We start from the raw sequence: 11,802 nt of genomic DNA, 5'->3' as shown, positions 1-11,802 counted from the left end.
GTTCGTCCATGGAAGGCTTGCCTGCCGACACGATGTCACTCTCCATTTTCTGCACCGTGCTGTTCGCCGCCCTGCTGCATGCCAGCTGGAATGCGATCGTCAAACGCGGCAGCGATACGCTGCTGACCACGATCCTGGTTACCGGGTCGGCCGCGCTGATCGCGGCCGTCGTGCTGCCATTCGTGCCCGCGCCGTTGCCACGCAGCTGGCCCTGGCTGGCCGCCTCCACGGTGTTGCAGGTCATTTATTACGTTCTGGTCGCGCGCACCTACCGGGTGACCGACATGAGCGCGTCCTACCCGCTGATGCGCGGCTGCGCACCGATCCTGGTGGCACTGGTGGGCACCGTGTTCCTTGGGGAACGCCTGCCCTGGGTGGCTTGGTGCGGCATTGCACTGATCTGTGCGGGCATCCTGTGCATGGCACGCGGCGGTGCACGCCAGCACCTGTGGCTGCCGCTGCTCAATGCCGGGGTGATTGCCACCTACACGCTGGTTGATGCATGGGGCGCGCGCCAGTCCGGGGCGGCGCTCGGCTACACGCTGTGGCTGTTCCTGTTGTCCGGGTTGCCGCTCCCGGTGTGGGCGATGTGCACGCGTGGGCCGCGGCTATGGGCGTACGCCCGGGACAACGCGGGCGTCGGCGTGATTGGCGGCATCGGCACGCTGACCTCGTATGGGCTGGCGCTGTGGGCCATGACCGTCGCGCCGGTGGCGATGATTTCGGCGCTGCGTGAAACCTCGATCCTGTTCGGCATCCTGATCTCCGCGTTCGTCCTGCGTGAGCGGGTAACGCGGGCGCGCTGGGTCGCGGCGGGGCTGATCGTTGCGGGCGCGGCGGTGGTGCGGATGGCATGAGGGTCGCGCCACGCGTGGCGGCCCGGGTGCGGCGTTGTGGGCAGCCGACCAACGGTCGGCTCTACACCCGGCCGGTAGAGCCGACCGTTGGTCGGCTGCCCTGCGCGGTTACAGCGGCGGCATGCTCTGGATGTCGTCGTCCACCAGTTCCATCGCCATCACCAGGGCGTCCTCACGTCCCTCGCGGGCCGGGTAATAGCGTGGGCGGCGGCCGATCTCGTTGAAGCCTTCGCTGTGGTACAGCGCCACCGCCGGCGTGTTGGAGGGGCGCACTTCCAGGAACACGCGCTGGGCACCGTGGTCGCGCGCCAGCTGGACCAGCGCGCGGAACAGAAACCGGCCCAGGCCGCGCGACTGGCTCTGCGGATCCACGCAGACATTCAATACGTGGGCTTCGTCGGCGGCGATGCTGAGCACGCCGTAGCCCACCAGTACGCCGTCATCCTCCAGCGCAAGCGCCGGGTAGCCTGCACGCAGGCAGTCCACGAAAATGCCGCGCGTCCACGGGAACGGGTAGCCGCGCAGTTCGATCGGCATCAGGGTGTCGATATCGCTTTCGCGCAGCGCGCGCAACGCCAGCGGGCGTGGCGAACTGACCGCGCTCACGGCCGGCCCCGCTTGCGCAGGGCCCGCAGGTGCGGCCACAGCGCGCGCTTGGCGGCGGCATTGCCGCGCAGGTCGTCCAGGTTCCAGCCGGCCATCAACGCCTGCGTCTCCGGCTCGGCGGGGTTGCAGCCGGACGCACGCAGCAGGGCGATCTGCAGGCGGTCAGGCATGCGCACGGCCGGGCGTCGGCCGGGGCTGCGTTCGCGCGTGGCGGCCGGGGCCTCCCCGCTCGCGCCGCTGCCCGCCGTGGCCGGCGCATCGATGCTGGTCGGCGCACTGCGGCGTGGCGGTGGCGCGGCATGCGCGGGCGGGTCCGCCGCCGGTGCGGCCGCGGGCGGCACCTCGGCACGCTCGGCCGGCGCCGCATGGGTCGCCACGCTCAGCGTGATCGGTGCCGGGGCGACCTCGTCGATCTGCCCGTCCACGAACACCGTGTAGCCCATCGCCTGCAGCCACGACTGCTGCGCCGGCGACCACAGCGGCGGCAGGCCGGCCTCGCTCACGCGCGGGGCTCGGCCGTCTTGCGGGCGCGCTGCCACAGCCAGAAGAACGGGCCGGACAGGGCGTACACGATGCCGACGGCAAACAGCACCCGCGGCAGGTCGATGACCATGATGGCAATGGCAATGGGCACCAGCGCCAGGGCCAGGAAGGGAACGCGATCAGCGCGCGGGCCGCGTTCGCCGCTGCCCTTGAAGCTCCAGAAGCGGATCCGGCTGACCATCAGCAGCGCCGCCACCAGGGTCACGCCCAACGACACATAGCGCAGCTGGTTGCCGTCCCAGCCCAGGTTGCCGTCGGCGAAGGCCCAGACGAAGGACATCATCAGCCCGGCGGCAGCCGGGCTGGCCAGGCCGACGAACCAGCGCTTGTCGACCACGGTGACCTGGGTGTTGAAGCGGGCCAGGCGCAGCGCGGCGCAGGCCGCGTACAGGAAGGCCACTGCCCAGCCGACCCGGCCCCAGACCGGGTCGTCGAATTTCAGCCACGACAGCGACCAGTGGTACATCACCAGCGCCGGGGCCATGCCGAAGCTGACCAGGTCGGCCAGCGAGTCGTACTGCACGCCGAATTCGCTGCTGGTCCCGGTCAGCCGGGCCACGCGGCCGTCCAGGCCGTCCATGACCGCTGCCACGAACACGGCGATGGCCGCATTGACGAAGTCGCCATTGGCCGCGGCGATGATCGCGTAGAAGCCGGCGAACAGGCCTGCGGTGGTGAACAGGTTGGGCAGCAGGTAGATGCTGCGGGAGCGCGGCGGGGGTTTCATCTGATCCATACCGGCCAGTTTAGTGGGTGTGGTGGCCTTTGGGGCAGCCCGGTGCGTCCGGGGGCGGGCGACCGTTGCCGGTGCCCGCCGGCCCGTCGGTCGCCGGCGGCTTGCCAGCGCGGGGCCGGGGTGCTGCAATCGGCGCCTTGCCCTGATGCCCGGAGTTGCCATGCGTGCCCTGCCCTCGCTGTGCTGCCTGCTGCTGCTCGCCAGCGCCTCGGCCCAGGCCGGTACCGTCTACAAGTGGAAGGACGCCAACGGCGTAACCCAGTATTCGGAAAAGGCCCCGACTGGCCAGAAATACGAAGCACGCAAGGTGGAAGGCCGCGACCCGGTCGCCCGCCCGGCCACGGCCGCCGCCGTGCCGGCGCAGTCGGCCGACTGCACCACCGCACGCAGCAACCTGTCCCTGCTGGACGGCAAGGGCGCGGTCATGCAGGACACCGATGGCGACGGCAAGGCCGAAACCGCCCTCAGCGACGAGCAGCGTGGCGCCCAGCGCAACCTGGCCGAAGCGGCCATCAAGGCCTACTGCAAACCCGGCGCCTGAGTAACGCCGGCCCCTGGCCGGCAGGCGTGTGGCGGACGTGATGGGCAGGGCGGCGGCCGGGCTGGCAGAATATCGGCTTCTGCCGTTCAGCGAAGCCGACGATGCGCCTCTCCCAGTTCCACCTGCACACCACCAAGGAAACCCCCAGTGACGCGGAGCTCACCAGCCACCGCTTGATGCTGCGCGCGGGCATGATCCGCAAGCTGGCCTCGGGGTTGTACACCTGGTCGCCGCTGGGCCTGCGCGTGCTGCGCAAGGTCGAGCGCATCGTGCGCGAGGAAATGGAACGCGCCGGCGCGGTGGAATTCCAGATTCCGACCATCCAGCCCAAGGAACTGTGGGAAACCACCGGGCGCTGGGAAAAGTTCGGCCCGCAGTTGCTGAAGATCAAGGACCGCAAGGACCAGGTGTTCTGCTACAGCCCCACCGCCGAAGAAGCCGCGGCCGACTTCGCGCGCCAGGAGCTGTCCAGCTACAAGCAGCTGCCGGTCAATTTCTTCCAGATCCAGACCAAGTTCCGCGACGAGATCCGCCCGCGCTTCGGCGTGATGCGCGCGCGCGAGTTCCTGATGAAGGACGCCTACTCCTTCCACCTGCACGATGACTGCCTGGTGCGTGAGTACGAGAACATGAAGGCGGCCTACAGCCGCATCTTCACCCGCCTGGGCCTGGATTTCCGCATGGTGCAGGCCGATTCCGGCGCGATCGGCGGCGACGCCTCGCAGGAATTCCACGTGATCGCCGACTCCGGCGAAGACGCGCTGGTGTTCTCCACCGGCTCGGACTACGCGGCCAACATGGAGGCGGCGGTGGCCGCCGCCCCGGGCGCCCGCGCTGCGGCCACCGAAGCGATGCGCAAGGTGGACACGCCGACCCAGAAGACCTGCGAGGCGGTGGCCGAGCTGCTCGGGCTGGGCCTGGAGCGCACGGTGAAGTCGATCGCGCTGATGACCGAAGCTGGCTTCGTGCTGGCCCTGGTGCGGGGCGACCACGAGGTCAACGAGATCAAGCTGGGCAAAGTGGAGGGCCTGCAGGGCCACCGCATGGCCGGCGAAGCGGAAATCACCGCGCACCTGGGCAGCGAGCCGGGCTTCCTGGGCCCGCTCAACCCGGTCAAGCCGATCCGCATCGTGGCCGACCGCGACGTGGCGGCGATGGCCGACTTCGTGATCGGCGCCAACGAGGCCGGTTTCCATTTTGCCGGGGTCAACTGGGGCCGCGACCTGCCCGAGCCGGACGTGGCCGACATCCGCAATGCCAAGGCCGGCGACCGCGCCACCGACGGTGGCGAGCTGAAGATCGCGCGCGGCATCGAAGTGGGCCACGTGTTCCAGCTGGGTCGCCAGTATGCGCAGGCGCTGAAGGCCACGGTGCTGGATGAGAACGGCAAGGCGGCGGTGATGGCGATGGGCTGCTACGGCATCGGTATTTCGCGCATCGTGGCGGCGGCGATCGAGCAGAACCATGACGAGGCCGGGATTATCTGGCCGTCGGCAATGGCCCCGTGGCAGGTGGTGGTCTGCGTGATCAACCCGAAGCAGGACGAGGCGGTGGCCACTGCGGCGGCCGAGCTGCTGGCGCAGCTGCAGGCGGCCGGGCTGGATGCGGCGCTGGACGACCGCGGTCTGCGCCCGGGCCAGATGTTTGCCGACATGGAGTTGATCGGTGTGCCGCACCGGGTAGTGGTATCCGAGCGCGGCCTGGCGGCCGGGACCTACGAATACCGGTCGCGCAGTGCCAGCGAGGCCGAGAGCCTGGACCGCGACACGCTGCTGGCCCGCCTGGCGGGCTGACCGAAACGGGGAATCGAAGAAAGCCGGGTGGAATATCCCGGCTTTTCTTTTGCGCCGCACGATTGAATATCCCGGTTAACTCTGTGCAGCACCCGATGGGATATGTATGCTGTCGCCGACGCCAAGGACTGGCCCACCCCGTCCTTAAATAGATTCCGGAGCAGTTGATGAGCATTGACCTGAGTGGCCTGTCCGCCAAAGAGCTGGGCGCCCTGATCAAAAACGCAAAGAAGCAGCAGACCATCGTGGCCAAGCGCCCGGCGGTAACCAAGGTGCGCACGCAGCTGACCAAGCTGGCGAAGGCGCACGGGTATTCGATCGAAGAAGTGTTCGGCGGCGTCGCCCCGGCCCGCGGCCGTGCAGCCAAGGCAACCAAGGCCCCGGCCAAGAAGGCCGTGCGCAAGCTGGGCAAGGTTGCCCCGAAGTACCGCAACCCGGCCAATCCGAAGGAAACCTGGACCGGCCGCGGCAAGCAGCCGCGCTGGCTGGCCGCGCTGACGACCAAGGGCAAGAAGGTCGAAGAGTTCCTGATCAAGAAGTAATCGATTCTGGTTTCATCGGAAACCGAATCTCGAAACGCCGGCGAAAGCCGGCGTTTTTTGTGTCTGATTACTTGCGGGTTGGAGGTTTTGCCTACAAGGCAAACGACAACGCAACAGCTGCAAAGCGGGGCGCGCGCTTGCACGGGCTGGGTCGGGTACGGGTGGGTTGGCGGGACACGCCGTAAACCCCGCTGCGCGGTCCGGCCCAGCCGCTGGCGGCTGTGCGTTCAGTCGCATGCGAGGCAGTGTCTCGCAAGCAATGCGCCTTCACCCTTGGGGGCTCGTGAGCGCCTTGCGCGTTTGTGCAGTCCTGCACAAACGGCAAGACCGGGGTTGGGCGTCCTGCCCAACCCGTCCGGCGCATGCGCCGGACCCATGGCGCCCAACGGTCCCGCCAACCCACCCGTACCCGCCCTTTGACAGGGTGTCGGTACCCAACGAAAAAGCGAAAAGTGGCTGATCTGCCGGGGCAGGCTTCCGCCGTTGCCGTTGCCGTTGCCTGGCCAATGGCCACCAACCAACTGTCGAGGGTCGGGGTGTGTGGGTTCGCGGGACCCTCCACCGCATGGATGCGGTGGCGGAGCCTACAGGGACGTACTTGCGGCGTGTCCCGCGAACCCACACAGCCCGGCCCAGCCAAGGAGCAGCGGGCCCACGGACTTGGACTTGGACTTGGACTTGGTCTTGGACTTGGATCCAGACCCAATCGGTCAGAGATTCTTCCGCGCCGGCACCAGCAGGTTGCCAAACAACAGCCCGGCCACCAGCGCCATCACCACATTGAGCACCGTCATCAGCACCGTCTGCCCCGCGCTCATATCCTGCTGCTGCACCAGCGTCAGCACCCCGCGCAGACTGGTACTGCCCGGCACCAGCATGATGATGCCCGGCAACCGGATGATCGCCCCCGGCCGCTGCACCCAGCGACCAAACAGATTGCCTGCCGCCGTCATCACCATCGCCGACATGAAAATACCCGCCGGCAACCCCCACGCCTGCCCCGCGAATTTTGAAATCGCATACCCGGCAACAGAAGCCGCCATCACCCACGGATAATCGCGGCGATTGGCCTTGAACAGCATCGCGAACGCGAACGCCGCCACCAGCAGCGCGCTCCATTCCACCCAGTCTGCCTGCGGCCGCGATGCCCGCACCTGCGGGTCCAGCCCGATGATTCCCGACAGCGTCACCGCGATCACCGCGCCCACCGTCAGCTTCAGAATCGTCGTGATCGCACCGGCAAACCGCGCCGTCCCCGATACCCAATGCTGGCTCGCCAGCTCGTTCACCGCATTGGTCAACGACATCCCCGGCAGCATCACCACCAGCGACGCGATGATCACCGTATTGAGATTCAACGGCCCCAGGAACGATGCCACCAGCGCCGCCACCGTACCCGCCAGCAGCGCCGCCAACGCCTCGCTCGCCTCCCGGCTTGCCGGACGGCGGTCGGTGTACAGCGTCATCAGCCCGATCAACAACCCGATCATCCCCGCCGTGGCGATATCCAGCCACGGCAGCTTCCACAAGCCTGCCACGCCCGCCGCACCCAGACTGTAGGACAGGATCATCCGAATCTTGCCGCGCCGGCCCGGATCCTTGTCCAGCTGCCGCAGCGCCGTGTGACCCTGCGCGATGCTCATCCCGCCGTTGGCCACCGCATCGGTGATCTGGTCGGCGATGCTCAGTTTATGCAGATCGTTTTCGCCCGGCGCCAGCCGGATCACCCGCGTGATGTCCGACGAACCGATCGCCTTGGTCGGGTCGCTGAAACTCAGGATCAGCCCGGTCGGGTTCGACCACGGCTCGCAATCCAGGTCCAGCCGCTGCGCCAGCGCGACCACCGCCGCCTCCAGCCGCTGCGCCGTGGTGCCATAGCTGTGCAGGCGCCCGGCCATTTCCGATACGAATGCCACGCGCTGCGCGTAGGTGGCCTGGGGGGTGACGATGGTGGCGGTATCGGCGGACATGTTTCGTAGTATTACCCGAAGCCCGCCCGGCTGAACATTCATGTTGCCTGCCACACACTTGCCGTCTACACGGACAAGGTATGCTGCGCGGCAGGACGCCCATGACGCACACACACGCCCCCCATCTCGAACAGGATGCGCAGGACCCCGGCCTGGTCCGGTTGTCCGGCCACTGGACCCTGCATACCGCGCTGGCCGCGGCCGAAGTGCTGCGCGGCATTCCCGACACGCTCACCGGCATCGACGCCAGCGGCATCACCGTGCTCGACTCGGCCGGCGTGCTGCAGGTCCTGCGCGTGGCGCGGCGTGCCGACCTGGGCGAGGATGCCCTGGCCTTCCGCGAAGAACACCGCGCGCTGGTGTGCACCATCGAAGAAGTCGCCGACGACCGCCCCCGGCCCAAGCGCGACTTCGGCGTCCTGGCCGCGCTGGAACGCCTCGGCGTCAGCGTGCACGGCATGGGCCACAACATCGTGGCACTGGCCAGCTTCCTCGGCGAGAACCTGGTCAAGGGCGCGCGCCTGATCAAGGAACCGCGCCGTTTCCGGCTCACCGCCACCGTCGCCCAGATGGAACAGGTCGGGCTGGACGCCGTGCCGCTGGTGGCCCTGCTGTCCTACCTCGTGGGCGCGGTCATTGCCTTCCTCGGGTCGACCATCCTGCGCGACTTCGGCGCCGAGATTTACGTGGTCGAGCTGGTCAGCATCGCCTTCCTGCGCGAATTCGCCGTGCTGCTCACCGCCATCGTGCTGGCCGGCCGCACCGCCAGTGCCTTCACCGCACAGATCGGCGCGATGAAGGCCCGCGAAGAAATCGATGCGATGAAAACCCTCGGCCTGGATCCGATCGACCTGCTGGTGCTGCCGCGCCTGGTCGCGCTGCTGATCACCCTGCCGCTGCTCACCTTCATCGCGATGATGGCCGGCCTTGCCGGGGGCGTCACCGTGGGCGCGTTCGACCTCGGCATCCCGCCGCAGATGTACATCGCGCGCATGTACGAAACCATGGAAGTGCGCAACATGCTGGTGGGCCTGTCCAAGGCGCCGGTGTTCGCGCTGGTGATCGGCCTGATCGGCTGCCTGGAAGGCCTCAAGGTGGAGGGTACCGCGCAGTCGGTCGGTGAGCGCACCACCTCCAGCGTGGTCCAGGCCATTTCGCTGGTGATCATCCTCGACGCGTTCGCCGCGCTGTGGTTCATGAAGATGGGCTGGTAACCGCATGACCACCGACACCGCCCCTGCCGCAGACCGCAGCGCACCCGACAGCGCCGATCCCGACCTGGTGATCCGCGTGCGCGGGCTGGTCAACCGTTTCGGTACGCAGCTGGTGCACGACGGCGTCGACCTGGACGTGCGTCGCGGCGAAATCCTGGGCGTGGTGGGCGGCTCGGGGACCGGCAAATCGGTGCTGATGCGCAGCATCCTCGGCCTGCGTACGCCCGACGATGGCCAGATCGAGGTGCTGGGCGTGGATGCGCGCTCCAGCGACCCGGCCAGCCGCCTGCACATCGAACGCAATACCGGCGTGCTGTTCCAGGACGGTGCGCTGTTCTCGTCGCTGACCGTGGGCGAGAACGTGCAGGTGCCGCTGAAGGAACACCATCGCGAACTACCCGAGCGCTGGCACTACGAACTGGCCCTGCTCAAGGTGAAGCTGGCCGGGCTGCCGGCCGATGCGATCAACAAGCTGCCCTCGCAGTTGTCCGGCGGCATGCGCAAGCGCGCCGGCCTGGCCCGCGCGCTGGCGCTGGACCCGCCGCTGCTGTTCCTGGACGAACCCACCGCCGGGCTGGACCCGATCGGCGCGGCCGCCTTCGACCGGCTCATCAAGACCCTGCAGGAAGCGCTGGGCCTGACCGTCTTCCTGATCACACACGATCTGGACACGCTGTATGCCATCTGTGACCGGGTGGCGGTGCTGGCCGACAAGAAGGTCATCGCCAATGCCCCGCTGCACGAGATCGAACAGCTGGACCACCCGTGGATCCAGGAGTACTTCCACGGACCACGCGCCCGCGCCGCGCGAAGCGCAAAGAACGAGATCGAGTAAGCCATGGAAACCAAAGCCAATTACGTCCTGATCGGCGCCTTCACCCTGGTGGTGGGACTGGCGCTGCTGGCCTTCGGCCTGTGGGCAGCCAAGTACTCCTCCGACCGCACGTGGACCGAGTACCGGGTGGTCTTCCGCGAGGCCGTCACCGGCCTGACGGTCGGCAGCCCGGTGCAGTACAACGGCATCGCGGTCGGCTCGATCACCGAACTGAACCTGGTGCCGGACGACCCGCGCCAGGTGGTGGCGCGCATCCGCCTGAACTCCAACACCCCGATCAAGACCGACACCCGCGCCAAGCTGGCCATCACCAGCCTGACCGGCCCGTCGATCATCCAGCTCAGCGGTGGCACCCCGCAGGCCGCCGCGCTGACCGCGGTCAACAAGGACCCGGCGCCGATCATCCCGACCACCCCCTCGGCGCTGCAGAACATCACCGACGTGGCCAACCGCATCGTCGAGCGCATGGACCAGGTGCTGAGCGACCGCAACGTGGCCAGCATCAACGCCACCCTGGCCAACCTGGAAACCATCAGCGGCGGTCTGGCCGACCGCGACCAGGGTACCCAGGCGCTGCTGCTCAGCGCGCGCGACGCCGCGCGCAGCCTGGATGTGACCCTCAAGAGCACCAACGGCACCATCCAGCGCCTGGACAAGAACCTGGTGCAGCAGTTGCCGCCGATCCTGGACAAGCTGGAAACCACCCTGAGCAAGCTGGATTCGGCCGCCGGCAACGCCGATTCGATCCTCGGCGAGAACCGCGCGGCGATCAACAGCTTCGCCAACGATGGCCTGGCCCAGCTTGGCCCGACCCTGACCGAGCTGCGCGGGCTGATCCGCGACCTGCGCCGGGTCAGCGACCGCCTCGACAACAACCCGGCACGCTATCTGCTGGGCCGTGACGCGCCCAAGGAGTTCGAACCCAAATGAGCCGCCCGACTCTCACCCGGATCCTGTTGCCGGCGGCGATGCTCGCCCTGCTGGGCGGCTGTTCGCTGCTGGGCAGCAACGAACGCAGCGCGGTCACCATCTATTCGCCGGTTGTCCGCATCCAGGCCGACCCCGGCTGGCCGACCGTCGACTGGCAGCTGGTGCTGGTCAAGCCCAGCGCCGCACGCGTGGTCGACAGCCCCCGCATCAACGTGCGCCCTTCCCCCTCCGAACTGGAGGTGTACAAGGGCGTGAGCTGGGCGCAGCCGGCCACCGACATGCTCGACGATGCCCTGATCCGCGGCTTCGAGGATTCCGGCCGCATCAAAGGGGTGGCCCGCGCCACCACCGGCATCCGCGCCGACTACAAGCTGGCCCTGGACGTGCGCCGCTTCGAGGCCGATTACCGCGGCCAGGCCACGCCCACCGCGCTGATCGAAGTGAACGCCAAACTGATCCACGTGGTGGACCAGCGCGTGGTCGCCGACCGCACCTTCCGCCAGGAGCAGCCGGTGCCCAGCACCGCCACTGCCGATGTCGCCCGCGCGTTCGAACAGGGCCTGCAGGCCACCACCTCGGAGGTCGTGGGCTGGACGCTGGTGACCGGCCAGGCCGACTACCAGCAGGCGCAGGTCACGCCGACCCGGCTGCGTCAATCCAACGGAAAGTAAGGTTGATGCGCTCGGCCAGCGGCCGGGTGCTTTTCGGCAGCGCATGCTGGTAATGCCGTTGAGTGGCGCCGCCCATCAGCAGCAGGTCGCCGTGGCCGAGCACGACCTCGGCTTTTTTGGCATGGTCGTCGCGACGACGCAGCGCGAAGCGGCGTTCGGCGCCCAGGCTCAGTGAGGCGATCAGCGGTGCCGGTCCAAGCTCGGGTTCGTTGTCGCTGTGCCAGCCCATGCCGTCGTCACCGTCGCGATACCGGTTGAGCAGCACGCTGTTGAAGGACGCCCCGCAGAACGCCGCCAGTCGCTCGCGCAGCGGCAGCAGCACCGGGTGCCACGGCGCCGGCACGAAGTCGGTGCCCGAATAGCGGTAGCGCGCCGCCGGGTCGCCCATCCAGCAGCTCAGCCGCGGCGAGTCCACCTGGCGGCCGAACATGCGGATGCGGTGCACCTCCCACGGTACCTGCTCGCGCAGCGTGCGCTGCAGGGCATCGGCGTCGGCAGCCGCCAGCCAGTGGCGGTGCCAGCGTACGTCGGCGTCGCGCAGATGCAGGTCCATGCGGTCCTCGT

12 protein-coding genes and 1 pseudogene are annotated in these 11,802 nt (G+C 68.2%); 8 read left to right on the top strand and 5 right to left on the bottom strand.

Features of this window, described 5'->3' with window-relative positions:
- The first annotated feature begins 32 nt into the window (after positions 1–32).
- The gene (locus tag ABIA71_RS10780) at positions 33–857 is read left to right on the top strand and encodes an EamA family transporter (RefSeq protein WP_354285273.1); all 825 of its coding nucleotides are present in this window, start codon (positions 33–35) and stop codon (positions 855–857) included.
- Between the two features lie 108 nt (positions 858–965).
- On the opposite strand, the gene rimI is transcribed toward ABIA71_RS10780, so the two are convergent.
- From rimI to pssA, 3 genes are read right to left on the bottom strand one after another with little or no spacing between them, the layout of a single operon-like run.
- Positions 966–1,463 (bottom strand): ribosomal protein S18-alanine N-acetyltransferase, encoded by a 498-nt coding sequence (gene rimI, locus ABIA71_RS10775; RefSeq protein WP_354285193.1) that lies wholly within the window; start codon positions 1,461–1,463, stop codon positions 966–968.
- Positions 1,460–1,966, bottom strand: a complete 507-nt coding sequence (locus ABIA71_RS10770) for a hypothetical protein (protein WP_354285192.1) — start codon at positions 1,964–1,966, stop codon at positions 1,460–1,462. Before ABIA71_RS10770 ends, rimI begins: the two co-directional genes overlap by 4 nt.
- On the bottom strand, positions 1,963–2,742 hold the full coding sequence (pssA, locus tag ABIA71_RS10765) for a CDP-diacylglycerol--serine O-phosphatidyltransferase (protein WP_354285191.1): 780 nt from the start codon (positions 2,740–2,742) through the stop codon (positions 1,963–1,965). The genes ABIA71_RS10770 and pssA overlap by 4 nt, the downstream gene beginning before the upstream one ends.
- Before the next feature lie 160 nt (positions 2,743–2,902).
- Between pssA and ABIA71_RS10760 the strand changes: the two genes are divergently transcribed.
- The 3 genes and pseudogenes from ABIA71_RS10760 to ABIA71_RS10750 form a co-directional block, all read left to right on the top strand.
- On the top strand, positions 2,903–3,283 hold the full coding sequence (locus ABIA71_RS10760) for a DUF4124 domain-containing protein (protein ID WP_354285190.1): 381 nt from the start codon (positions 2,903–2,905) through the stop codon (positions 3,281–3,283).
- Between the two features lie 101 nt (positions 3,284–3,384).
- On the top strand, positions 3,385–5,076 hold the full coding sequence (locus ABIA71_RS10755) for a proline--tRNA ligase (protein ID WP_354285189.1): 1,692 nt from the start codon (positions 3,385–3,387) through the stop codon (positions 5,074–5,076).
- Positions 5,077–5,243: 167 nt separating this feature from the next.
- Positions 5,244–5,615 (top strand): annotated as a pseudogene (locus ABIA71_RS10750) (H-NS histone family protein); the annotation flags it as partial.
- A gap of 713 nt (positions 5,616–6,328) precedes the next feature.
- Here the strand turns inward: ABIA71_RS10750 and ABIA71_RS10745 are convergent.
- The gene (locus ABIA71_RS10745) at positions 6,329–7,588 is read right to left on the bottom strand and encodes a threonine/serine exporter family protein (protein ID WP_354285272.1); all 1,260 of its coding nucleotides are present in this window, start codon (positions 7,586–7,588) and stop codon (positions 6,329–6,331) included.
- Between the two features lie 101 nt (positions 7,589–7,689).
- Here ABIA71_RS10745 and ABIA71_RS10740 point away from each other — a divergent pair, with 101 nt between their 5' ends.
- The 4 genes from ABIA71_RS10740 to ABIA71_RS10725 are packed head-to-tail and all read left to right on the top strand — an operon-like array spanning position 7,690 to position 11,238.
- Complete coding sequence (locus tag ABIA71_RS10740) at positions 7,690–8,802, top strand: ABC transporter permease (protein WP_128096518.1); 1,113 nt, start codon at positions 7,690–7,692, stop codon at positions 8,800–8,802.
- 4 nt (positions 8,803–8,806) lie between these two features.
- Positions 8,807–9,637: an ABC transporter ATP-binding protein gene (locus ABIA71_RS10735; protein ID WP_354285188.1), complete on the top strand. Its 831-nt coding sequence runs from the start codon at positions 8,807–8,809 to the stop codon at positions 9,635–9,637.
- Between the two features lie 3 nt (positions 9,638–9,640).
- The gene (locus ABIA71_RS10730; protein WP_038690607.1) at positions 9,641–10,567 is read left to right on the top strand and encodes an MlaD family protein; all 927 of its coding nucleotides are present in this window, start codon (positions 9,641–9,643) and stop codon (positions 10,565–10,567) included.
- Positions 10,564–11,238: an ABC-type transport auxiliary lipoprotein family protein gene (locus ABIA71_RS10725; protein WP_354285187.1), complete on the top strand. Its 675-nt coding sequence runs from the start codon at positions 10,564–10,566 to the stop codon at positions 11,236–11,238. The genes ABIA71_RS10730 and ABIA71_RS10725 overlap by 4 nt, the downstream gene beginning before the upstream one ends.
- Here the strand turns inward: ABIA71_RS10725 and ABIA71_RS10720 are convergent.
- Positions 11,201–11,791 (bottom strand): alpha-ketoglutarate-dependent dioxygenase AlkB family protein, encoded by a 591-nt coding sequence (locus ABIA71_RS10720; protein WP_354285186.1) that lies wholly within the window; start codon positions 11,789–11,791, stop codon positions 11,201–11,203. The genes ABIA71_RS10725 and ABIA71_RS10720 overlap by 38 nt on opposite strands.
- Between the last annotated feature and the right edge of the window lie 11 nt (positions 11,792–11,802).

Source organism: Stenotrophomonas sp. 2619, from assembly GCF_040548725.1.
Lineage (GTDB): Bacteria > Pseudomonadota > Gammaproteobacteria > Xanthomonadales > Xanthomonadaceae > Stenotrophomonas > Stenotrophomonas maltophilia_AP.
This window is presented reverse-complemented; position numbering and strand designations above follow the sequence as displayed.